This window comes from Leifsonia sp. EB34, from assembly GCF_041260585.1.
Taxonomy (GTDB): Bacteria; Actinomycetota; Actinomycetes; order Actinomycetales; family Microbacteriaceae; genus Leifsonia.
In genome coordinates this window covers 134674-156963 of the sequence record NZ_JBGCCV010000001.1, presented here as the reverse complement: position 1 = coordinate 156963, position 22290 = coordinate 134674, and the positions used below count along the sequence as shown (strand labels likewise).

Here is a 22290-nt window from a genome sequence, read left to right as displayed (position 1 = left end):
CCCCGGGCGCGTCCGATTCGCCCAGACCGGGCGTCCCACTAGAGTCGAGCCAGGGATTCGGGAGAAGGCGTATGGCGAACTCTGCTCAGAAGTACCGCGTGTGCGTGATCGAGGACGATCCGGACGTCGCGTTCTACATGAAGACGGTGCTCGAGAAGCGCGCCGACGCGCAGGTGGTCGCCGTGACCGATCCCTCCATCGCCCTCGACACCATCGCCGCCTTCGAGCCGGACGTGGTCATCACCGACATCGAGATGCCGGGGATCTCGGGCATCGACCTGCTCCGCGAGCTGCGCGGCCGCCACCCGGGGATGCCGGTCGTGGTGATGACCGCGCATGTCTCGGTCGACTACGCCGTCTCCGCGCTGCGGGCACAGGCGGACGAGTTCCTCACCAAGCCGATCGCATCCTCCGAGCTCGTCGCGATCGTCGGCCGGCTCGCCGAGGAGGGCCGCGCCAAGCGCGCCGTCAGCCAGCGGCAGGTGGTCCTCGCGATCGGGGCCCACCCGGACGACGTGGAGATCGGCGTCGGCGGCATCCTGTCCGCGCACCGCGACGCGGGCAACGAGGTGGTCATCCTGACGCTGTCGCGCGGTGCGCGCGGCGGCGACGCCGAAGACCGCCAGCACGAGTCGCTGGCCGCGGCCGAGCTGCTCGGCGCCCGCCTGTTCCTGGAGGACCTGGAGGACACCCGCATCTCCGCCGCCGACCCGACCGTCAGCATCATCGAGCGCGTCGTCGCCGAGGTGAAGCCGGACATCGTCTACACGCACTCCGCGCACGACCGCCACCAGGACCACCGGGCCGTGCACGCCGCCGTCAGCGTCGCGACCCGCGACGTGCGCACGGTGTGCTGCTTCCAGAGCCCGTCCGCCACCATCGACTTCCGGCCGACCCGGTTCGTTCCGATCGACGGGTTCACGGAGGCGAAGCTGCGGCTCATCGACTGCTTCCGCTCGCAGGCGGAGCAGCGCGCCTACCTCGAGCACGATTTCGTCCTCGCCACCGCGCGGTATTGGTCCCGGTTCGGCGGCGGCACGAACTGCGAGCCGCTGGAGGTCATGCGCGACACCGCCGACATCTCGGTGCCGGCCGCGAGCATCCACACCGACGCCCGGATCAGAAGGAATCAGGAATGACCCAGAGCACCACCCGCGTCCTCGTCACCGGGGCAGGCGGACCGGCCGGGATCGCCGTCATCCGCTCGCTGCTCAAGCGCGCCGACGTGGAGGTGTTCGCCGCCGACATGGACGGCTGGGCGAGCGGGCTGTACCTGGTGCCCGAGCAGGCCCGCCGGATCGTGCCGCCGGGGAAGTCACCGCAATTCGTGGACGACGTGATCGCGCTGTGCGCCGCCGACGGCGTCGACGTGCTGTTCTCGACGGTGGACGTCGAGCTCCCCGGCCTCGCCGAGCGCCGGGACGAGCTGACCGCCGTCGGCACCGCCCTCGCCGCGCCGAGTCACGAGACGCTGGTGACCTGCCTCGACAAGTACCGGCTGGCGCAGGCCGTCGACGGCCACGCGCGGCTGCCGGAGACCCGGCTGCTCGACCGCGACGGCGTCGGCGCGGAGTGGGTCTTCCCGGTCATCGTCAAGCCGCGCAGCGGCGCAGGCTCGCGCGGCGTCCGCCTGATCGCCGACCGCGCGGCCCTGGAGGCGCTGGGCGAGGATCGCAGCATCATCGTCCAGGAGAACCTTCCCGGCGAGGAGTTCTCCGTCGACGTGCTCGCGGGTCTGGACGGCAACGTCATCGCCGCCGTGCCCCGCTCGCGGGAGCGCGTCGACTCCGGGGTCTCGATCGCCGGCCGCACCGTGCGCAGGGCCGAGCTGTCGGAGACCGCGGCGGACGTCGCACGCGCCATCGGCCTGACCGGCGTCGCCAACGTGCAGCTCCGCTACAGCAGCGACGGCGTCCCCGCGCTGCTGGAGGTCAACCCGCGCTTCCCCGGCGCGATGCCGTTGACGATCGCAGCGGGCGTCGACATGCCGTCGCTGCTGCTCGACCTGGTGCTCGGCCGGCCCGTGCCGTCCGCTGTCGACTTCGCCGAGCTCGCCAACGTGCGCTTCCTGGAGGACGTCTTCCTCGACCCGGGCGACGTGCTCGTGTCCGAGAACGCGGCGCACGCGGAAGGGCTGGACGAGTGACCGGAGAGGCGACAGGGCTGAGCGGACTCCTGGAGGGCGACTTCCACGTCCACTCCACCTTTTCGGACGACGCCCGCAGCACGCTCGCCGAGAACATCGCCGCGGCGCAGCGCGCGGGGCTCCGCTCGGTGCGGTTGACCGACCACGTGCGCGCCTCGACGGCCTGGGTGCCGGAGTTCGTCGCCGCCGTCGCGGCCGAGCCCGTGCCGGACGGCCTCACCGTGCTCACCGGCGTGGAGGCCAAGCTCCTCGACGTGACCGGCGCCGTCGACATCCCCGCCGACCTGGTCGTGGGCCTCGGCGGCGTAGACGCCGTGGTCATCGGCGACCACCAGTTCCCCGGCATCGACGGGCCGTGGTCGCCCGAGGCCACCCGGGAGCGGCTCGCGGCCGGCCTCACGGCGGACGACGCCCTCGACCTGCTGATCGAGGCGAGCATCCGGGCGATGGAGGGCACGCCGCACGCGCAGCTCGCGCACTGGTTCTCCATCCTGCCGAAGGTCGGGCTCGCCGAGGAGCAGCTCGGCGCCTCCCGGCTGGCGGCCTGGGCCGCCGCGGCGGCCGCCACCGGCACGATCGTGGAGGTCAACGAGAAGTGGGCCTGCCCCGGCCCCGCGGCGGTCCGCGCGCTCCGCGCCGCCGGTGCGCGTATCGTTGCGTCCACCGACAGTCACGACGCCGCCGACGTGGGCCGCTACGACCGTGTGGCGGCCGTGCTCGGCGCCGTCGAACGGGAGGAGCAGGCATGAGCCCCGTCGACCTGACCCGCGTCCAGCGCGAAGAGCTGCAGCGCGAGCTCGACCGCAACCGGCGCTGGGAGCTGCGACTGCCGCTCTACGGCGCCGTCGCCCTCCTGATCATCGCCGCGGTCGTCGTGGTGCGGGTGGTGTTCTTCCCGTGACGGCCAAGCGGGTCGTGATCGCGGACGACGACGCCGACATCCGCGGGCTCATGGTCATCGCCGCCAACCGTGCCGGGGTGGAGATCGTGGCCGCCGTCGACAACGGCCGGGCGGCCCTCGACGCGGTCACCGCCGGCGGCGTCGACCTTGCGGTGCTCGACATCTCGATGCCGGGGCTCAACGGCGTTGAGGTCGCCGAGGCGATCCGCGGCGACGAGCTGACCCGGAGCACGCTCATCCTCATGGTGTCGGCCTCCGTGCAGCTCCTCTCCGACCACGGCGTCGTCGCCGACCGCTCGGACAGCTTCCTGATCAAGCCCTTCAGCCCGCGCGCGCTCTCCGAGCGCATCCGCTCGATGCTCGGACTGGGGGAACCCGCATGACGCTCGACCGCTGGCTGAGCCGCATCCCGCTCGAATCGCCCTCCGTCTTCGTGAAGCTGGTGCCGACGCTGGTCGGCTACATCATCGCGCTGGGCCTGTCGCTCATCCCCGGGGTGGTGAGCGCGCACATCCCGCTCTACATCGCCGCCTCGGTGGCCGTGATGATCGGCGCCTTCCTGCTCGCGCTCCTGGTGCCGTGGCCACGCATCGGCGTGCACTGGACGGTGGTCGTGCCGCTGGTGGCGATGCTCTCGATCGGCCTGATGCGGATCGGCACCGGAGGCACCACGTCGTCCATCGGCGTCATCCTGCTGCTGCCGTTCATCTGGATCGCGACCGAGGACGGCCGGCGCAACATCCTCATCGCCGCGGGCGGGATCTTCCTCGTGCTGATCGGCCCGATCCTGGTCGACGTCGCCTCGACCAGCCCCGCCGACCTCATCCGCGCCTTCTTCTCGCCCGTCATCTATGCGATCGTCGCCGCGGTGGTCAACGAGATCGCGCAGCGCTCGCGGAGGCAGCTCGAGGCGACCCGCGCGGCGGCGCAGCAGCGCGAGGACATGCTGGAGCAGGCCGTGCGCACCCAGGACGAGCTGGTGCTCAACGAGGCGAGGCTGAAGACCGCGAACCGCCTCATCCAGAGCATCTGGAACGCCGTGACGGAGCAGTCCGTGATCGGCACCGACCTCGACGGCGTGATCGACGTCTGGAACCCGGGCGCCGCGAAGATGCTCGGCCTGACCGAGGCGCAGGTCCTCGGCGCCGACCGCAAGGTCATCGAGTTCCACCTCGTGAGCGAACTGGAAGAGCGACTGCGCGACATGGACGCGCGCTTCACCACGGTGTCGGGGATGGACGACTTCTCCGCTCTCGTCGACACGGTGCGGGCGGGCTACGCCGACGTGCGCGATTGGACCTACGTGCGACCGGACGGCAAGCAGGTGCCCGTCCAGGTCGCCGCGACGCCGCGGCTGGACGAGAACGGCCACCGCGTCGGCTTCATCTTCGTCGCCACCGACATGACGCAGGCGCGGGAGTTCGCGCGCCTCAAGGACGAGTTCGTCGGCCTCATCTCGCACGAGCTGCGGACGCCGCTCAGCTCGATCCTCGGCTACCTGGAGCTGATGCGCGACGACGACGAGTCGCCGCTGTCCGACGAGCAGCTCCAGTACCTAGGCGTCGCCGAGCGCAACGCGCACCGGCTGCTGCGGTTGGTCGGCGACCTGCTGTTCACCGCGCAGGTGGAGTCCGGCCGGTTCCCGATCGACATCAAGGACGCCGAGCTGCGCTCGGTGGTCGGCGCCTCCATCGAGTCGGCCACCCCGGTCGCCGCGACCGCGGGGGTGGCACTGGTCTGCGACGTGCCCGACGAGCCGGTGGAGGTGCGCGGCGACACCGTGCGCCTGGGCCAGGCCGTCGACAACCTCGTCTCCAACGCGCTCAAGTTCACCCCGTCGGGCGGGACGGTCACCCTCTCGTTGCGCCGCGAGGGCAACGAGGCGGTGGTGGCGGTGACGGACACCGGCATCGGCATCCCGGCGGTCGAGCTCAGCCAACTCTCGCAACGCTTCTTCCGGGCCTCGACCGCGACGCGCAACGCGGTCCCCGGTGTCGGCCTCGGCCTGACGATAACCAAGGCGATCGTGACGGCGCACGGCGGCCGGCTCGACATCGCCAGCGAGGAGGGCATCGGCACGTCGATCAGCCTGCGGCTCCCGATCGAGACGCCGCGCCCGGTCGCGGAGGCGGTGCCCGGCGCGGAGGCCCGGCCGTGACCGGCGTCGGCGTCGCGGTCGCGCAGTTCACCCCGGTCGACGACCGGGTGCACAACCGGGACGTTGCCGCCGCGCTGATCGCGGTCGCGGCGGCGCGCGGGGCGCGGCTGGTCGTCCTGCCGGAGTACTCCTCCTACTTCACCGATCCGCTCGGGCCGTCGTTCGCGCGCAACGCCGAGCCGCTGGACGGCGAGTTCGTCACCGCGCTCCAGGCGGCGGCGCGGGACCACGACGTGTACGCGATCGCCGGGCTGGTCGAGCAGACCGGCGTGCGCGACAAGTTCGCCAACACGCTCGTCGCGGTCGGCCCCACCGGGGAGACTCACGCGATCTACCGGAAGCAGCACCTCTACGACGCGTTCGGCTCGACGGAGTCCGACTGGGTGGTCCCCGGTGACCTCGCCCTGCCGGAGGTGTTCGAGGTCGACGGCCTCCGGATCGGGATGCAGACCTGCTACGACCTGCGCTTCCCCGAGGTGACGCGACGGCTGGCGGACGCGGGGGCCGAGCTGGTCGCCGTGCCCGCCGAGTGGGTGCGCGGACCGCTCAAGGAGCAGCACTGGTCCACGCTGCTGGCCGCACGCGCGATCGAGAACACGGTGTACGTCGCGGCGGCCGACCACACGCCGCCGATCGGCGTCGGCTCCAGCGCGATCATCGACCCGATGGGCGTCGTGATCGCCGGGCTGGGGGAGACCTCGGGCGTCGCCGTCGCCGAGGCGTCCGCCGAGCGCGTGCAGGAGGTCCGCCGGCGGAACCCGGCGCTGAAGTTGCGGCGCTACCGGGTGGAGCCGATCGACTGAGGCGGCTGGCGGGTCAGCCGCCCAGCGTCGCCAGGCGGCCCGCGGCCTCCTCCAGCACCTCGACGCGCTTGCAGAACGCGAACCGCACCAGGGACGCCGTCCGCCGCGCGTAGTCGTCGCGGCAGAACGCCGACAGCGGCACGGCGACCACCCCGGCGAGCTCCGGCAGGCTGCGGCAGAACGCCACCGCGTCGGGATGGCCGAGCGGTGCGGCGTCCGCGACGACGAAGTAGGTGCCGTCGCTGCGGTGCACGTCGAACCCCGCCGCCCGCAGCCCCGCGGACAGCACGTCGCGCTTGTGGGCGAGAGCGGAGGCGATCCCGGTGAAGAACGTGTCAGGGAGCGCCAGCCCGGCAGCCATCGCCGGCTGGAACGGGGCCCCGTTCACGTAGGTGAGGAACTGCTTCACCGCCAGGATCGCCGTCACGAGCTCGGCGGGCGCGGTCAGCCAGCCGATCTTCCAGCCGGTCGTGTTGAACGTCTTGCCGCCGGAGGAGATGGTGACGGTCCGCTCCCACCCGCCGGGCAGCGTCGCGATCGGGATGTGCTGCGGCCCGAAGGTGAGGTGCTCGTAGACCTCGTCGGTGACGATGATCGCGTCGTGCCGGTGTGCGAGCTCGACGATGGTCGTCAGCGTCTCGCGGTCGAGGACCGCGCCGGTGGGATTGTGCGGCGTGTTGACGAGGATGACCCGGGTGCGGTCGGTGACGGTGTCGCGCAGCCGGTCGAGGTCCGGGCGGAACGCGGGCGGCTCGAGCGGCACGGTGCGGTGCACGCCGCCGGCGAGGGAGATCACGGCGCCGTACTCGTCGTAGAACGGCTCGAACGTGACGACCTCGTCGCCCGGCTCGAGGAGCGCCAGGAGCGTCGCGGCGATCCCCTCCGTCGCGCCGGCGGTCACCAGGACCTCGCGATCGGGGTCGACCTCCAGCCCGTAGAAGCGCCGCTGGTGCTCGGCGACGGCGTGCCGCAGCTCCGGGACGCCGATGCCCGGCGGGTACTGGTTGGCGCCGCCCCGGATGGCCTCGACCGCGGCGTCCAGCACCGCGGCCGGGCCGTCCTCGTCGGGGAAGCCCTGCCCGAGGTTGATCGCGCCGGTGCGCACGGCCAGGGCGCTCATCTCGGCGAAGATCGTGGGGCGGACCACGCCGTCCGCACCCAGTAGTCCCGCACCGCGCGCGGCGGCCTTCCATGCCCCGGAAACCGTCATGGAACCACCGTAGGGCCTCGCTCCCATCGCATCCATTCGTTACGTTGGGGGGAGTCATCGGGAGGCGGAAGGTCGCCCACAGGACTCGCAAATAGAACGCCCAGGTTCGCATCCCAAGCTGTCTAGTGCTTGGAAGGAGCACCACACCATGACCGACTCCCCGATCACCCCGGAGCCCGCGAAGCCCCAGAACGACGCCGACACCGACGCGGTCGTGGATGCCGGCGCGCCTCACCCCGCCGAGACCCCCGCTGCAGCTCCGACCCCGGCCGCCGAGCAGGCGCCCGCCCCGGCCGCTCCGGCCGCCGAGCAGCAGCCCGCCGAGCAGGCTCCCGCGACTCCGACCCCGGCCGCAGGCCACGGCTGGACCGCTCCGGCCGCTCAGCCCGCAGCGCAGCAGCCGACCGCCGAGCAGCCGACGGCGCAGCAGCCGACCGTGCCGCAGCCGACCGCGCAGCAGGGCCCCATCCCCGTGAATCACACCCAGCCGACCCAGCCGGTCACCCCGCAGCAGCCCTACGGTCAGCCGGCAGGCGCGCAGCAGCCGCAGCCGCGGCCCGACTACGGCAACGGCGCCTTCGGTCAGCCGTCCGGCTACGCGCAGGCTCCGTACGCCCAGCAGCCCGGCGCCCACCAGCAGCCCTACGCCACCGCGCCGGGCACCGCCGAGAAGGCGCCGCGCAAGCGCAACACCGGCCTCATCATCGCCACCCTCGCCATCGGCGCGCTCATCGGCGGCATCGCCGGCGCCGGCGCCGGCATCGGGCTGTACTCGGCCACCGGCAGCAACGCGACCATCAAGACGGTCTCCGGCCCGCAGAACATCACGGTCAACGACACCAACAACGCCACCACGGTGACCGCGGTCGCCGCGAAGGCCTCGCCGAGCGTCGTCACCATCTCCGTCAGTGCCTCCAGCGAGGGCGGCACCGGTTCGGGCGTCGTCCTCAGCTCGGACGGCTACATCCTCACCAACACGCACGTCGTCACGCTCGACGGCGCCGCGTCCAACGTGAGCATCAGCGTCACCGACAACAACGGCAAGATCTACACCGCCAAGATCGTCGGCACCGACCCGACCACCGACCTCGCGGTCATCAAGCTCGACGGCGCCAGCGGGATGACCCCGATGAACTGGGCCGACTCCAGCAAGCTGAACGTGGGCGACACCACGGTCGCGATCGGCGCCCCGCTCGGCCTCTCCGGCACCGTCACCGACGGCATCGTGAGCGCGCTGAACCGGTCGATCAGCATCGCGTCCTCGGCGGCGCCGAAGTCCAGCGACGGCTCGAACGGCGGCGGCAGCGGCAACGGCAGCTCGCAGAACCCGTTCAACTTCGACTTCCCGAACCAGGGCGGCGGCTCGTCCCAGAGCGGCAGCCAGGGCACGATCTCGCTCCCCGTCATCCAGACGGACGCGTCGATCAACCCGGGCAACTCGGGCGGCGCCCTGCTCAACAGCAAGGGCGAGCTGATCGGCATCAACGTCGCGATCGCGAGCGCGAGCGGCGGCAGCTCCTCCGGCACCCAGTCCGGCAGCATCGGCGTCGGCTTCTCCATCCCGTCGAACCTGGCGAAGCGGATCTCCGACGAGCTGATCAAGAGCGGTTCGGCGACCCACGGCCTCCTCGGGGCCTCGGTGGGCGACGCCAGCCAGGACAGCAAGGCGACCACGGTCGGCGCCGCGATCAAGTCGGTCACCTCCGGCGGCGCGGCGGCGAGCGCGGGTCTGGAGGCCGGCGACATCGTGGTCAACTTCAACGGACTGCCGATCACCGACGCCACGGACCTCACGGCCCAGGTGCGCGCCCTCCCGGCCGGTGCGAAGGCCGACGTCACCTACCTCCGCGGCGGCCAGTCCAAGACCACCTCGGTGACCCTGGGCTCGCTCCCGGCGAACTGACCCGGCTCCGCTCGGAAGGCCGTCCCGCACCGCGGGACGGCCTTCCGTCGTAGTGCCGTCCGTGGGGCCGTCCGAGGGGCCGTCCAGGTGCCGGCTGATAAGCTCGGCGAGGCCCGAACGACGAATGGATCAGATGCCGGACGACAACGTGAACACCCTCCCCGGTGTGTCCTACGTGATGCCCGTCCTCAACGAGGCGACCCACGTCCGCGCGGCGGTCGACAGCCTCCTGGCGCAGGACTACAGCGGTCCGTTCGAGGTCACCATCGCCCTGGGGCCGAGCATCGACGGCACCACGGAGCTGGTCGCGGAGCTCGCCGCCGTCGACCCCCGCATCCGCGTCGTCGACAACGAGGTGGGCTCGACCCCGGCCGGGCTGAATCTCGCGATCCGCTCCTCGCAGTACCCGGTCGTCATCCGCGTCGACGCCCACAGCGTCCTGCCCCCCGACTACGCCAGGATCGCGGTGGAGACCATCCGGGAGACCGGAGCCGACAACGTCGGCGGCCTCATGGACGCGCAGGGCACGACGTCGTTCGAGCGCGCGGTCGCCCGCGCCTACGGCAGCCGGATCGGCCTCGGCGGCACCAAGCTCCACGTCGGCGGCGAGGCCGGCCCCGCCGAGACGGTGTACCTCGGTGTGTTCCGCCGCGACCGGCTCCAGGAGGTCGGCCTCTTCGACGAGGAGATCAAGCGCGGCCAGGACTGGGAGCTCAACCGGCGCATCCGGCAGGCGGGAGGGACGGTCTGGTTCACGCCGCGCCTCCGCGTGGTCTACCGGCCGCGCCCCAACCTGTACCGGCTCGCTCGGCAGTTCTTCTCGACCGGCATCTGGCGCGGCGAGCTCGCCCGGCGCTTCCCGGCCTCCAACGGCCTGCGCTACTTCGCCCCGCCGGTCATGGTGCTGGGCGTCGCCCTCGGCGTGCTGCTCGGCCTCGGCGGGGTGCTGCAGGCGGCGCTCGGCGCCACGCCGTGGCTGCTCTGGGCGTTCGCCGTCCCTGTGGCCTACCTCGTGATCGTGGTGGCGTCCGCGTTCGTCTGGGGGCGCCGCGACGGCTTTTCGTCGTTCCTCTGGTTTCTCGTAGTCTTGCCGTGCATCCATTTCAGCTGGGGGATCGGGTTCATCCTCGGATACCTGTCCCTCACCCGGAACATCACGGCCCACACGGGAAGGTAGGCATGACTGCAGCGGGACCGGCGGCGCACGGAGCGCGGCCCACGTCGATCGCCGAGCTCAAGGCGGTGGCGCAGCCCCCGGAGGTGCGCGGACGGCGCAACGCCGAGCACTGGACGGCGTCGCTGTACCTGCGCAATCTGTCGCCCTACCTCACCTGGGTCCTGCTGAAGACCTCCATCTCGGCCAACGGCGTGACCGGGCTGATGATCCTGACCGGCTGGGCGACCGCGGCGAGCCTCCTCATCCCGGGCATCGGCGGCGCCGCCCTCGCGCTCGTCCTCGGCCAGCTCCAGATGCTGGTCGACTGCTGCGACGGCGAGGTGGCGCGCTGGCGCAAGACGTCGTCCCCGGCCGGGATGTTCCTCGACAACGTCGGCCACTACACGACCGAGACCCTGATCGCCATCGCGCTCGGCGTCCGTGCCGCCGGCTTCCCGTTCGAGGCGCCGCAGGACTTCCTCTGGACGAACCTCGGCACGCTGCTCGCCCTCATCATCGTGCTCAACAAGGCGCTCAACGACATGGTGCGCGTCGCCCGGGCCAGCGCCGGCCTGCCGAAGCTGGCCGACACCGAGGCCGCGTACGCGCCGACGCACGGCCTCGTCGCGACCCTGCGCAGGGCGGCCAAGTTCGTCCCGTTCCACCGGATGTACCACTCGGTGGAACTGACGATGGTGATCTTCGTCTTCTCGATCGTCGGACTGTTCATCGGCACACCGCTCGCCGACCGTATCCTGCTGTCGATCCTCGTCCCGCTGGCGCTGCTGGCGGCGATCGGGCACTTCGTGGCGATCATGTCGTCCAAACGGGTCCGTGGCTGACCCCACGGTCGGCGTCGTCGTGCTCACCCAGGGCACGCGGCCGGACGACCTGCTGCGCGGCGTGGAGTCCGTCCTCGCCCAGCAGGGCGTGGCCACCGACATCGTCGTGGTCGGCAACGGCTGGGACCCCGCGACCTCGGACCCGCCGCTGCCGCCCGGCGTCGCGACGCTGGCGCTGCCGGAGAACCTCGGCATCCCGGCCGGCCGCAACCGCGGCGTGCCGCAGGTGGCGGGGGAGTACCTGCTGTTCCTCGACGACGACGCCGACATCCCGTCGCCCGGTTTCCTGCGCGACGCGATCGGCCTGTTGCGGAACGACCCGGGCATCGGGATGATCCAGCCCCGACTGCGGGCGCGCGACGGCAAGCCGTCGCCGCGGCGCTGGATCCCGCGGATCCGCAAGGGCGACCCGGGGGAGTCCTCCGCCGTGTTCTCGGTGCTGGAGGCCGTGATCGTGCTCCCGCGCGACGTGTTCGAGCGCGCCGGCGGCTGGGCCGACCCGTTCTTCTACGCCCACGAGGGCATCGAGCTGGCCTGGCGGGTCTGGGACCAGGGCAAGCGCGTCTGGTACGCGGGCGACCTGGTCGCCGAGCACCCCGCTGTCTCGCCCACCCGGCACTCGTACTACTACCGGCTGAACGCCCGCAACCGCGTGTGGCTGGCGCGGCGCAACCTGCCCGCCGTGCTGGTGCCGCTCTACGTGGCCTCGTGGACGGGCATCCAGCTTCTGCGCTGGTTCCGCAAGCCGGAGGTCCTGCGCGCGTGGTTCGGCGGCTGGCGCGAGGGCTGGAGCGTCGACCCGGGCGAACGCCGCCCCATCCGCTGGCGCACCGTGCTGCGGATGACCGCCGCCGGACGCCCGCCGATCGTCTAAGACTCGGGCGGCGTCAGTGTGTCTGGCGCCATCATGGCCGCCGGGCGGCCGCCGGTCGTCTAGGACTCGGGCGGCGTCGGCGTGCCTGGCGCCTCGATGGCGGCCGGGCCCTGTCCGGCGTCGAGCGCGGCGGAATCCTCGCCCTTTCTGCCGCGCCGGACCACGCTCGCCGGGAGGACGCCGCGCAGCACCACGCCCGCCTGCACCACACGGCGCCCGGTGCTGGCGCCGAAGCGCCGCACCGCGCCCGGCCCCTCGGACGGCGTGAGCGCGTCCGGGATGACGAGCGGCGCGGCCCCGAAGGCGAGCCGCGAGTTCGTCACCACCCGCTTGCCGAGGATGTGGTTGCCGGTCCCGCCGACGACCGCGCCGATCCCGAACGGGATCGCCCGCGCGACGATCGACGCGCCGCCGCGCACCGCGAACTGCCGGATGAAGGAGTTCCGCAGCCGGTCCACGAGCGGCCCGATGACCATCGACGGCAGCGTGGTCGTGACGAGCTCGCCCCAGTAGGCCGTGCGGGTCACCCCGGTTCCTGCCACCTGGCCGGCGAGCTGGCGCACCAGGTCGGAGCCCTCACGCCCGAGCATCATGGTCAGGACCAGAGCGCGCGCACGCGTCGGATCCTCCACCGCGATGCCGTGCAGCTCGCTCAGGGACTGCGCGTACAGCGCCGTGGCCTCCAGGAAGGCGGCGGTCTCGAGTCCCGACAGCGCCAGGGTCACGCCGGTGCCGATCGCGGGGATGACCGCCGTGGCGCCGACCGCCGCACCGCCGGTGGTGACGGCCGCGAGGTAGCGCCGCTCGAGGATGCCGGCGAGCTCGGCGGCCGTGGCGTCCGGGTGCCGGCGCCGCAGACCGCGCAGGTGGGCGAGCACGACGGGGCGCTGGATGCCGAGGAAGCGGTCGAGGGTGTTGTCGACGGCGCGCGGGGTGTCGCCGCCGCGGGGCGGACCGCCGGTCGGGGAGATGAAGGGCTCGGGTCGCTTGGTCATCTTTACCGAGTGTATGCCCCTCTGCCCAGGGGACCAGGGCTGAGGTGACCAGGCCAGCCGGCATCTCGACGCCTCAGCGTCGCCGGTCGCGCTCCTGCAGGAACTCGTCCGCACTCAGGACGTCGAACTCGTCGGGCAGGTCGTTCCTCGACAGCCCTTGCGTCAGGAGGGCGATGTCCGTGCCCAGGACGCTGGCGATGCGCAGCATGGTCACGAGGCTCGGATTCGCGATGCCGCGCTCGATCTTTCCGTAGTTGGTGACGTGCATCTGGGCCAGTTCGGCGATGCTCTCCTGGCTGAGGCCGAGGGAGATGCGCGCGTGCCGCACCTTCGCCCCGAAGTGGATCGCCGCAGGAGACGTCGACTGTTTCATGCGTCATGCCTATCCGGTTGCGGATTCCCGAACCAGAGCGGGTGGCACCTCGACATTCGTGCCGGAGGCCGGAAGATCGGAAAATGCATGCCGTCAGCGGCGTCTGTCGCGCTCCCGCAGGAACTCGTCCGCGGTGTGCACGGTGAACTCGGCCGGGAGGTCGGCCCGCGACAGTCCCTCGGTCAGGAGGGCGATGTCGGTGTCGAGAGCGCTCGCGATCCGCAGCATCGTCAGCAGGCTGGGGTTCGCGATGCCGCGCTCGATCCTGCCATAGTTCGTGACATGCATCCGTGCGAGTTCGGCGATGCTCTCCTGGCTGAGACCGAGCGCGATCCGTGCGCGGCGCACCTGCGCACCGAAGTGGACCGCGGGACGAGACGACGAATGTTTCATGCTGCATGTTTATCCGGCTCTGGTCTTACGGACCAGAGTGTGCGCGCCCGCGACATTCGCACCCGAGGCGGGAAGTCCGGAAAATGCATGCCCCGGCCGCGGCCGGCCGGCCGAACAGCGCGGCCGGCCGCGCGGCTCAGAAGCTGACCAGCCAGAGGTACTCGCGGCCGTCGGGCGGGAACCACCGCACGACGAGCACGGTGTCGCGCGCCGGGTCGTCGCGCCCGCTGATGCTGGCGCGCACGGCCTCGCCGGGCCGGACGCGGGATGGCGAGCTCACCCGTACGGAGGAGCTGCCCGCGATGCTCACGGTGACGCCGCGGAGCTCCTCGGCGCTGGTGTTGACGATGCGGAAGTGGGGAGCGCCGCTGCGGTCGACGGTCCAGGGGACGCGATAGGCGAAGCGCTTGTGGCGGAGCGGGGCGAGGGGGCTGCGGAGGTTCCGGAGTGTCTTCATGCCGCCAAGGTAATAACGCCCTCCGACGCTCAGGCGCCGAAATCGGGCCTATAAACCGCTTCTGGGGAGAACTCGCGAGAACTTTTTTCTGTGGAGGACTTCTCGCACGCCAGAAACAGGCTCTGACCAGGCTTTTCTACGACCCGTAATCCTGGTTGTAGAGGTCGAGCACCTCATCGATCGGGCCGTCCAGCACGAGGCTGCCCTTGTCGAGGTAGAGCCCGCGGGCGCAGAACCGGCGCAGGTCCTTCTCGTTGTGCGAGACGAAGAAGAGGGTGCGGCCGCTGGCGAGGAGCTCCTCGATCTTCGCGTAGCACTTCTCCCGGAAGCCCCGGTCGCCGACGGCGAGCACCTCGTCCACCAGCAGCACGGGCTCCTCGAGCTGCGCGATCACCGCGAACGCGATCCGGACCTTCATTCCGCTGGAGAGGTGCTTGTACGGGGTGTCCACGAAGTCGCCGATCTCGGCGAACCCGATGATCTCGTCGAACCGGGCGTCGATCTGCGGCTTCGTCATTCCGTGCAGGCCGGCCGTGAGGTAGACGTTGTCGCGCACGGTGAGGTCGTCCACGAAGCCGCCGGTGATCTCGATCAGGGGAGCGACGCCCTCGGTGACCCGGACCGTGCCCTCGTCGGGCAGCAGCACGCCGGCGACGAGCTTGAGCAGGGTCGACTTGCCCTGGCCGTTGCGGCCGACCACCCCGATCGCCTCGCCGGGCTCGACCCGGAACGAGACATGCCGCAGCGGCCAGAAGTCGTCCGGACGGGCACGGCGCTGGCGCCCGCCGAACAGATCCTTGAACGAGCGCCGGGCCCCACGGTTGCGCTTGAACCGCACGCCCAGGCCGGTGACGTCGATGACGGCTGACACCTAGATCTCCTTCAGGACGTCGCGCTCGAAGCGCTTGAACACGAGCCAGCCGACACCGAGCAGCACCAGCGACATCAGCGCGGCGACGATGACCAGGTACCAGTCCAGCTCCTCCGGGAAGAACGCCGACCGGTAGAGGCTGAAGATGCCGGTGAGCGGGTTGAACGCCGACCAGAAGTGCAGCGAGAACAGCGTGTCGGTGGCCGTACCCGGGTGCGCAGCGAGGTGGGCCGCGCAGTTCTTCGCGGCCACGCCCGGGCCGCAGCCACCCGGGAGGTCGCGGGCGCTGTAGATGATCGGCGAGGCATAGAAGAGGAAGCGCAGCGCAAGCTTCACGGCCCGCTCCAGATCGCGGAAGAACACCACGAGCGGCGCGACGATCAGGCCGACCCCGACGGTGAGGACGACCTGGATGAGGATGGCCAGCGGGAACAGCAGGATGTCGACGTTCACGTGCGCGCCGGTGGCGATCGCGAAGATCGCGAGCACCGGGAGCGAGAGCAGGAACTCGATGCCCTTGGAGGCCACGATCCGATTCACCCAGATCGTGCGCGGGATCATCGTGGAGCGGATGAGCTTCGCCTCGCGGAGGAAGGCGCGTGTGCTGTCGGACACCGCGCCGTTGAACCACATCCACGGCAGGAGCGCCGTGAGGAGGAAGACGATGTAAGGGTTCTCACCGACGCTGCGGTGGAAGATCACCGTGAAGACGAACCAGTAGATCGCGCTCATCACGAGCGGATCGAGGATCGACCACAGGTAGCCCAGGGCGCTGGTCGAGTAGCGCACCCGCAGGTCGCGCACCGTCAGCAGCCACAGCGAGTGGCGGTACCGGGCGGAGCGCGTCCGCTGCGCGGGGCGCAGATCGGCGGAGGTAGTGGTCACGGGAACCTATCGTATTGATCGCTGGCTGCGTGTTCCTTTCACGCGGCCCTTCGACTATACGAAAAGATTCGCGCGCTCCAGGTCCTCCTGGAAGTCCACCTCGACGGCGTACAGGTCGGAGATGTCGACCGGCTCGACCAGCAGGCGGTCCTGCTCGATGGCGAGCTCGAGGCCGCGCTCGAAGTAGTCCTGGTCGGCGACGCGCTGGAGCTGGCGCAGCAGGGCGGCCTTGTCCTTGCCCGAGATGTAGTTGATGCCGACGGCCTCGCCCAGTCCGCCCTTGACGGTCTTGGACAGCTCGTGGATGTAGCCCTCGGGGCCGGTGGTGTACTTGACCTCCTCGTCGGCGACCGACGAGGTGTTGACGGTCACGAAGGTCTGGTCGCGGGACACCATCGCCGCGCCGCGCACGAGCACGGCCGGGTCGAACACGACGTCGCCGTTCATCCAGAGCACGCCGCCGGGGCCCGAGGCCTGGAGGGCGCGCATGAGGCTCTTGGAGGTGTTGGTCTGGTCGTACTGCTCGTTGTAGACGAACTCGGCGTCCGGGAACGCCTCGATGATGTGCTCGAGCTTGTAGCCGACGACGATCGTCACGGTGACGTCCTTGCCGAACGCGGCGTGGATGTTGTCGAACTGCTGCTGCATGATGGTGCGGCCGTCGCTCAGCTCCGTCAGCGGCTTCGGGAGGCTCCGGCCGAGCCGGCTGCCCATTCCGGCCGCGAGGATCACTACCTGGGTCGTCACAATCATCTCCTTGAATCCGCGCGAACCCCGTGTGGGTGTGATTGCGGCGGAGCTTCGACGCCCGCCACTCCCGGGATGTCGCCGGGAGTTCATTCACGCTTTACGTGTTTCGACACGCCTTCATGCCTGCACCAGAGTACCGGCGGCCCTCGTCCGGGGGCAGGGGTTGACGGCGGTCGTTGCGCGGTCGTTATGTTCCTCACAGGACATTCCTAGGCAGTCTGGGATGCCGCCGACCCTCGCGACGAGGTGACCCGTCGGGGGGTACGCAAGTTGTTCTGTCTTGGTACGGTTGCGTGGTGAGTTTCGAGCGCGCGCGACCCGGCAGCAGCACCGATCCGGGTTCCGTCGCGCCCGAAACGCAGGGGGATGACGAGGGGGAGCGGATGACCGAGATCGCGCAGTCCGAGCCGGAGCAGGCCGGGCCCGTCGCGCGCCCGGCCGCCAAGCGCACGCAGCCGAAGACGGCGGCCGCCGCGGCGGGGCCGAGCACACGCACGCCGACGCCGCGCAAGCGCACGGCCACCGCGAAGACGGCGAAGACGGCGACAGCGAAGACGGCGCAGAAGCCGCGCACAGCGAAGGCCGTCGTCGAGACGGCTCCCGCGGTCTCCGCACCCGCAGAGCCTCCGGAGCCGGTGCGCCCCGCCCCGGTCGTGGACACGCGTCCCAGTGTCCTCACCGTGCACGGGCTCAGCAAGCGCTACGGCTCGATCGTGGCCGTCGACGGCGTGTCGCTGGACGTCTGCGAGGGTTCCTTCTACGGCATCGTCGGGCCGAATGGCGCCGGCAAGACGACCACCCTGTCGATGATCACCGGGCTGCTGCGACCCGATGAGGGCCGCGTCGTGGTGCACGGCGTCGACGCCTGGACCGAGCCGGTGCGCGCCAAGCACGTCATCGGCGTCCTCCCCGACAAGCTGCGCCTGTTCGACCGCCTCACCGGGGCCCAGTTCCTGCACTACGCCGGAACGCTGCGCGGGCTCTCCGCCAAGACGGTGCACGCGCGCACCGCCGACCTCGCGAACGCGTTCGGCATCGCCGACGCGCTCGACCGGCTGGTCGCCGACTACTCCGCGGGCATGACCAAGAAGATCGCGCTCGCGGCCGCCATGATCCACTCGCCGCGCCTGCTGGTGCTGGACGAGCCCTTCGAGTCCGTCGACCCGGTCTCCGCCGCGAACGTCGTGGACATCCTGCAGCGCTACACCGCGGCAGGCGGCACGGTCGTGCTCTCCAGCCACGGCATGGACATGATCGAGCGGGTCTGCGACAGCGTCGCCATCATCGTCCGCGGCCAGGTGCTCGCGGCCGGGACGATCGACGAGGTGCGCGGCGAGCAGACCCTGGAGGAACGGTTCGTCGACCTGGCCGGTGGACGCAAGGCGGCGGAGGGCATGGAGTGGTTGCACAGCTTCTCGGACTGAGGCTCAGGCTCCTGGCCAACTCCTTCCGGCGCAGCCCGTGGCAGGTGTTCGGCCTGGTGCTGGCGCTGGCCTACGGCATCGTGACGGTCGTCCTGGTGTTCGGCGCCCTGGTGGCGGCGCGCCTCGCGCCGGACGTCGCCGACGTGCACGGCGTCCTCGTAGTGGTCGGGTCGATCGTGGTCGCCGGGTTCTTGCTGCTGCCGCTGATGTTCGGCGTCGACGACGCGCTCGACCCGCGCAAGTTCGCGCTGTTCGGCATCCCGGACCGGGAGCTCGCCCGGGCGCTCGCCCTCGCCGCCCTCGCGGGCGTGCCCGCGATCGTGCTGTTCGTCTGCTCGCTGGGAACGGTCATCACCTGGTCCCGCGACCCGGGCGCCGCGGTGCTCGCCGTGCTCTCGGCGCTGCTCGTCGTGCCCACCTGCGTGCTCGCGTCGCGGATCTCGACCGCCATCGCCTCGCTCCTGGTCCCGCCGCGGCGGTCGAAGGAGGCCGGCGGCGTGGTGGCGTTCCTGGCCCTCGTGCTGCTCGCGCCCGTGCTGATCCTGCTGCTCACCGTCGACTGGGGCCGCGACGGCCTCGGCACGCTGAACGGCTTCGCCGGCTGGCTGCAGTGGACGCCGCTCGGCGCTGTCTGGAGCATGCCGGGCGCCGCGGCCGAGGGCGACGGGGGAGCGGCCTTCGTCCAGTTCCTGATCGCTGTCGCCACCGTCGGCGTGCTCTGGCTGGTCTGGCGCACGCTGGTCGCGCTGGTGCTCGTCGCGCCGGAGCGGGAGACCCGCGCGCGCGACCACCACGGCCTGGGCTGGTTCTCCCGGCTGCCCGGCGGCCCGACGGCGGCCATCGCCGCGCGCTCGATGACGTACTGGGGGAGGGACGCGCGCTACTGGGTGGCGCTGGTGGTCGTCCCGGTCATCCCGGTGTTCGTGGTGGTGGCGCTCGCTCTCGGCGGCCTCCCGATCCACTTCGCCTCCCTGGTGCCGCTGCCGCTGGTCTGCCTGTTCCTCGGCTGGACCATCCACAACGACGTCGCCTACGACAGCACCGCGATCTGGCTGCACCTGGTCTCGGGCACCCGCGGCATCGCGGACCGGCTCGGGAGGATGTTCCCGCCGCTGCTCATCGGCATCCCGGTCATCGCGGTGGGCTCGATCGTGACCGCGGCGGTGTTCGGGAACTGGGCCGTGCTGCCCGCGATCGCCGCGCTATGCGGGTCCATCCTGGTGATCGGCCTCGGCCTGTCGAGCGCGTTCTCCGCGCTGTTCCCGTACCCGGCCACCAAGCCGGGCGACAGCGCATTCACGCAACCGCAGAACTCCGGGGCGTCCGCGGCTCTCGCGCAGGCGTTCAGCTTCTTCGCGATCGTCATCCTCGCCTCGCCCGCGGTCGTGTTCCTGGCGCTCGGCCTGACCGTCAACCCGTTCTGGCTCGGGATCTCGCCCATCGCGTCCGTGCTGGTCGGCTTCGCCGCTCTCGGCGGCGGCCTGTGGGCGGGCGCGCGCGCGTTCGACAAGCGCGGCCCGGAGCTGATGGCGTTCGCCAACCGCAACGACTGAGCCCGGCGCAGCTGCTGTTCCGGCGGCGTCCGGACCTCACGCCGTTAGACTGGGATGATGAACGACTCCAGCACCCTCGAACCCGGAGGAGAACCGGGCAGCGGAGAGCCGGGTGGCGGCGGCACCTCGACGCTCGAGCGCGAGCGCGAGCTCCTGGAGACCCCGCAGATCTCCGAGCCCGGCGACCACGAGCGCTTCTCGCACTACGTGAAGAAGGAGCAGATCCTCGAGTCGGCGATGACCGGCAAGCCGGTCAAGGCGCTGTGCGGCAAGATGTGGACTCCGGGCCGCGATCCGGAGAAGTTCCCGGTGTGTCCCACCTGCCAGGAGATCTACGCGAAGCTGCGCGACGAGTGATGCTGATCGAGTAGGCGCCTCAGCCGAAGATCGTCGGCAGCACCGGGTCGCCCCGACCCAGCCGGAACGCCTCGTCCGGCAGCTCCCGCATCGCGCTCGCGCGGTGCTCGCGCGCCCGCGTCGTGCCCTCCGGGCCGAGGTGCTCGCGGTGGACCTCGCCGTCGGTGACCAGTGGCACGAAGAGGTCCCGGCCGGTGTCGTCCGGCACGTCGCCGGCCTCCACGATGTGGACGACCTCCGCGACCGCGCGACCCGACGCGTCCAGCCGGCGCACCGGGTGCTTGCGGCCGCCGATGCTCGCCTTGCCGTCGGACTCCTTGGCCACCGGCACCCAGGCGCCGTCGCCGTCGCGGTGGGCGACGAGCTTGTAGACCATCCCGGAGGCCGGCGCCCCCGAGCCGGTGACGACGGAGGTCCCGACGCCGTACGAGTCCACCGGCGACGACGACAGCGCGGCGATGGTGAACTCGTCCAGATCGTTGGTCACGGTGATGCGCGTGCGCGTCGCGCCCAGCCGGTCGAGCTGGTCGCGCACCTGGCGGACGAGCTTCGGGAGGTCGCCGGAGTCGAGGCGGATGGCGCCCAGCTCCGGTCCGGCGACGCGCACCGCGGTCTCGATGGCGCGCTCCACGTCGAAGGTGTCCACCAGCAGCGTCGTGCCCGGGCCCATGGCCGCCACCTGTGCGCGGAAGGCGTCCTCCTCGTTGTCGTGCAGCAGCGTGAACGCGTGCGCCGCGGTGCCCATCGTCGGCACGCCCCAGGTGCGGCCCGCCTCCAGGTTGGAGGTCGCGTCGAAGCCCGCGATGTACGCCGCGCGTGCCGCCGCCACGGCGCTGCGCTCGTTGGCGCGCCGCGAGCCCATCTCGGCGAGCGGGCGGCCGGCCGCCGCGGTGACCATCCTGGCCGCGGCCGACGCGACGGCGGAGTCGTAGTTGAAGACGCTGAGGATGAGCGTCTCCAGGAGGACCCCCTCGGCGAACGGCGCGTCCACGATCAGGAACGGCGACCCGGGGAAGAACACCTCACCCTCCCGGTACCCCCGGATGGTGCCGGAGAACCGGAAGTCGGCGAGCCAGTCCAGCGTCTCCTGGCGCACCACGTCGTTGTCGCGCAGGTACTCCAGTTCGGTGTCGCCGAACCGGAAGCGCTCGATCAGGTCCAGCAGCCGTCCGGTGCCCGCCAGGACGCCGTAGCGGCGGCCGGCCGGCAGCCGGCGGGTGAAGGCCTCGAACACGCTCTCGCGGTCGTGCGTGCCCTTGAGCAGTGCGGCGTCGAGCATGGTCAGCTCGTAGCGGTCGGTCAGGAGCGCGGAGGACTCGGTCACGGCTCCACCTTAGCCACGGCGCCGATGGGAAGGGGCGCGGACGGGTAGGGGCGCGGGCGGGTAGGGGCGCGGACGGGTAGGCTGGACTGCTGTGACGGATGCGCCGATTGGGATCTTCGACTCGGGGGTCGGCGGGCTCACCGTCGCGCGGGCCATCCGCGACCAGCTTCCGAACGAGTCGCTGCTCTACGTCGGTGACACCGCGCACTCGCCGTACGGGCCGAAGTCGATCGCGGACGTGCGGCGCTACTCGCTGGAGGTCCTCGACTTCCTGGTGGACCAGGGCGTCAAGCTGATCGTGATCGCGTGCAACACCGCGTCGTCGGCGATGCTGCGCGATGCCCGCGAGCGCTATTCGGTGCCGGTGATCGAGGTGATCCAGCCCGCGGTGCGCCGTGCCGTGTCCGCGACCAGGACGGGCCGGGTCGGCGTCATCGGCACGGCCGGCACGATCTCCTCCCGCGCCTACGAGGACGCCTTCGCCGCCGCGCCGTCGCTGCAGCTCTTCACGCAGGCCTGCCCGCGCTTCGTCGAGTTCGTGGAGGCCGGGATCACCAGCGGCGAGGAGGTGCTGCGCGTCACCGCCGAGTACCTCCAGCCGCTGCGCGAGGCCGACGTGGACACGCTGGTGCTCGGCTGCACGCACTACCCGTTCCTGAAGGGCGCCATCTCGTACGTCATGGGGGAGGGCGTCTCGCTCGTCTCCAGCGACACCGAGACCGCCCAGGACGTTTACCGCACGCTCGTCAGCGGCGGCCTGGAGCGCACCGAGACCACGCCGCCCAGCATCCGCTACGAGGCGACCGGCCTCGACGCCGACTACTTCCTGCGCCTGGCGCACCGGTTCATCGGGCCGGAGATCTTCCGGGTCGACCTGGTGCAGACCGGCGTGATCGACCTCCCGCTCTGAGCCCC

General features: G+C 71.3%; 24 protein-coding genes. 15 read left to right on the top strand and 9 right to left on the bottom strand.

Annotated features, from left to right (window positions below; genetic code table 11):
- Positions 1 to 71 precede the first annotated feature (71 nt).
- Genes ABIA36_RS00815 through ABIA36_RS00785 form a run of 7 tightly spaced genes read left to right on the top strand, consistent with a single transcriptional unit; the run spans position 72 to position 6008 of the window.
- Positions 72 to 1139, top strand: a complete 1068-nt coding sequence (locus ABIA36_RS00815) for a response regulator (protein WP_369960283.1) — start codon at positions 72 to 74, stop codon at positions 1137 to 1139.
- Entirely contained in the window at positions 1136 to 2146 is a 1011-nt protein-coding gene (locus ABIA36_RS00810; protein ID WP_369960281.1) for an ATP-grasp domain-containing protein, read from the top strand. The genes ABIA36_RS00815 and ABIA36_RS00810 overlap by 4 nt, the downstream gene beginning before the upstream one ends.
- Positions 2143 to 2895, top strand: coding sequence for a PHP domain-containing protein (locus ABIA36_RS00805; protein WP_369960279.1), 753 nt, complete (start codon positions 2143 to 2145; stop codon positions 2893 to 2895). Before ABIA36_RS00810 ends, ABIA36_RS00805 begins: the two co-directional genes overlap by 4 nt.
- A complete protein-coding gene (locus ABIA36_RS00800) occupies positions 2892 to 3047 on the top strand; it encodes a hypothetical protein (protein ID WP_369960277.1) in 156 nt (51 codons plus the stop codon). The genes ABIA36_RS00805 and ABIA36_RS00800 overlap by 4 nt, the downstream gene beginning before the upstream one ends.
- A complete protein-coding gene (locus tag ABIA36_RS00795) occupies positions 3044 to 3430 on the top strand; it encodes a response regulator (RefSeq protein WP_369960275.1) in 387 nt (128 codons plus the stop codon). The genes ABIA36_RS00800 and ABIA36_RS00795 overlap by 4 nt, the downstream gene beginning before the upstream one ends.
- A complete protein-coding gene (locus tag ABIA36_RS00790) occupies positions 3427 to 5205 on the top strand; it encodes a sensor histidine kinase (RefSeq protein ID WP_369960273.1) in 1779 nt (592 codons plus the stop codon). Before ABIA36_RS00795 ends, ABIA36_RS00790 begins: the two co-directional genes overlap by 4 nt.
- Positions 5202 to 6008 carry a carbon-nitrogen hydrolase family protein gene (locus ABIA36_RS00785; RefSeq protein ID WP_369960271.1) on the top strand — a complete coding sequence of 269 codons (807 nt, stop codon included), beginning with the start codon at positions 5202 to 5204 and terminating at the stop codon, positions 6006 to 6008. Before ABIA36_RS00790 ends, ABIA36_RS00785 begins: the two co-directional genes overlap by 4 nt.
- A gap of 13 nt (positions 6009 to 6021) precedes the next feature.
- On the opposite strand, the gene ABIA36_RS00780 is transcribed toward ABIA36_RS00785, so the two are convergent.
- Complete coding sequence (locus tag ABIA36_RS00780) at positions 6022 to 7218, bottom strand: pyridoxal phosphate-dependent aminotransferase (RefSeq protein WP_369960269.1); 1197 nt, start codon at positions 7216 to 7218, stop codon at positions 6022 to 6024.
- A gap of 148 nt (positions 7219 to 7366) precedes the next feature.
- On the opposite strand from ABIA36_RS00780, the gene ABIA36_RS00775 reads away from it, so the two are divergent.
- The 4 genes from ABIA36_RS00775 to ABIA36_RS00760 all read left to right on the top strand — a co-directional run bounded on the left by ABIA36_RS00775 (position 7367) and on the right by ABIA36_RS00760 (position 11993).
- The gene (locus ABIA36_RS00775; RefSeq protein ID WP_369960267.1) at positions 7367 to 9121 is read left to right on the top strand and encodes a trypsin-like peptidase domain-containing protein; all 1755 of its coding nucleotides are present in this window, start codon (positions 7367 to 7369) and stop codon (positions 9119 to 9121) included.
- Between the two features lie 133 nt (positions 9122 to 9254).
- Complete coding sequence (locus tag ABIA36_RS00770) at positions 9255 to 10298, top strand: glycosyltransferase family 2 protein (RefSeq protein ID WP_369960265.1); 1044 nt, start codon at positions 9255 to 9257, stop codon at positions 10296 to 10298.
- A gap of 2 nt (positions 10299 to 10300) precedes the next feature.
- Positions 10301 to 11119: a CDP-alcohol phosphatidyltransferase family protein gene (locus tag ABIA36_RS00765; RefSeq protein WP_369960263.1), complete on the top strand. Its 819-nt coding sequence runs from the start codon at positions 10301 to 10303 to the stop codon at positions 11117 to 11119.
- Positions 11112 to 11993, top strand: a complete 882-nt coding sequence (locus tag ABIA36_RS00760) for a glycosyltransferase family 2 protein (protein WP_369960261.1) — start codon at positions 11112 to 11114, stop codon at positions 11991 to 11993. The genes ABIA36_RS00765 and ABIA36_RS00760 overlap by 8 nt, the downstream gene beginning before the upstream one ends.
- A gap of 59 nt (positions 11994 to 12052) precedes the next feature.
- On the opposite strand, the gene ABIA36_RS00755 is transcribed toward ABIA36_RS00760, so the two are convergent.
- The 7 genes from ABIA36_RS00755 to ABIA36_RS00725 form a co-directional block, all read right to left on the bottom strand.
- Entirely contained in the window at positions 12053 to 12988 is a 936-nt protein-coding gene (locus ABIA36_RS00755) for a hypothetical protein (RefSeq protein WP_369960260.1), read from the bottom strand.
- A 73-nt stretch (positions 12989 to 13061) separates the two neighbouring features.
- Positions 13062 to 13361: a helix-turn-helix domain-containing protein gene (locus tag ABIA36_RS00750; protein WP_369960258.1), complete on the bottom strand. Its 300-nt coding sequence runs from the start codon at positions 13359 to 13361 to the stop codon at positions 13062 to 13064.
- Between the two features lie 93 nt (positions 13362 to 13454).
- A complete protein-coding gene (locus ABIA36_RS00745) occupies positions 13455 to 13754 on the bottom strand; it encodes a helix-turn-helix domain-containing protein (protein ID WP_369960256.1) in 300 nt (99 codons plus the stop codon).
- Between the two features lie 136 nt (positions 13755 to 13890).
- On the bottom strand, positions 13891 to 14211 hold the full coding sequence (locus tag ABIA36_RS00740) for a hypothetical protein (protein WP_369960254.1): 321 nt from the start codon (positions 14209 to 14211) through the stop codon (positions 13891 to 13893).
- Between the two features lie 136 nt (positions 14212 to 14347).
- Positions 14348 to 15082 carry an ABC transporter ATP-binding protein gene (locus ABIA36_RS00735; RefSeq protein WP_369960252.1) on the bottom strand — a complete coding sequence of 245 codons (735 nt, stop codon included), beginning with the start codon at positions 15080 to 15082 and terminating at the stop codon, positions 14348 to 14350.
- Positions 15083 to 15967, bottom strand: a complete 885-nt coding sequence (locus ABIA36_RS00730) for an ABC transporter permease (protein WP_369960250.1) — start codon at positions 15965 to 15967, stop codon at positions 15083 to 15085.
- Between the two features lie 54 nt (positions 15968 to 16021).
- Positions 16022 to 16714 carry an NTP transferase domain-containing protein gene (locus ABIA36_RS00725; RefSeq protein ID WP_369960248.1) on the bottom strand — a complete coding sequence of 231 codons (693 nt, stop codon included), beginning with the start codon at positions 16712 to 16714 and terminating at the stop codon, positions 16022 to 16024.
- A gap of 386 nt (positions 16715 to 17100) precedes the next feature.
- Between ABIA36_RS00725 and ABIA36_RS00720 the strand changes: the two genes are divergently transcribed.
- The 3 genes from ABIA36_RS00720 to ABIA36_RS00710 are packed head-to-tail and all read left to right on the top strand — an operon-like array spanning position 17101 to position 20051.
- Positions 17101 to 18141: an ATP-binding cassette domain-containing protein gene (locus tag ABIA36_RS00720; protein WP_369960246.1), complete on the top strand. Its 1041-nt coding sequence runs from the start codon at positions 17101 to 17103 to the stop codon at positions 18139 to 18141.
- A complete protein-coding gene (locus ABIA36_RS00715) occupies positions 18117 to 19694 on the top strand; it encodes a hypothetical protein (protein ID WP_369960245.1) in 1578 nt (525 codons plus the stop codon). The genes ABIA36_RS00720 and ABIA36_RS00715 overlap by 25 nt, the downstream gene beginning before the upstream one ends.
- Before the next feature lie 57 nt (positions 19695 to 19751).
- The gene (locus ABIA36_RS00710; RefSeq protein WP_369960243.1) at positions 19752 to 20051 is read left to right on the top strand and encodes a DUF3039 domain-containing protein; all 300 of its coding nucleotides are present in this window, start codon (positions 19752 to 19754) and stop codon (positions 20049 to 20051) included.
- A gap of 19 nt (positions 20052 to 20070) precedes the next feature.
- Here ABIA36_RS00710 and ABIA36_RS00705 read toward each other — a convergent pair whose 3' ends face one another.
- Entirely contained in the window at positions 20071 to 21375 is a 1305-nt protein-coding gene (locus tag ABIA36_RS00705; RefSeq protein WP_369960242.1) for a nicotinate phosphoribosyltransferase, read from the bottom strand.
- Between the two features lie 91 nt (positions 21376 to 21466).
- Between ABIA36_RS00705 and murI the strand changes: the two genes are divergently transcribed.
- A complete protein-coding gene (gene murI / locus ABIA36_RS00700; protein ID WP_369960240.1) occupies positions 21467 to 22285 on the top strand; it encodes a glutamate racemase in 819 nt (272 codons plus the stop codon).
- Positions 22286 to 22290 lie beyond the last annotated feature (5 nt).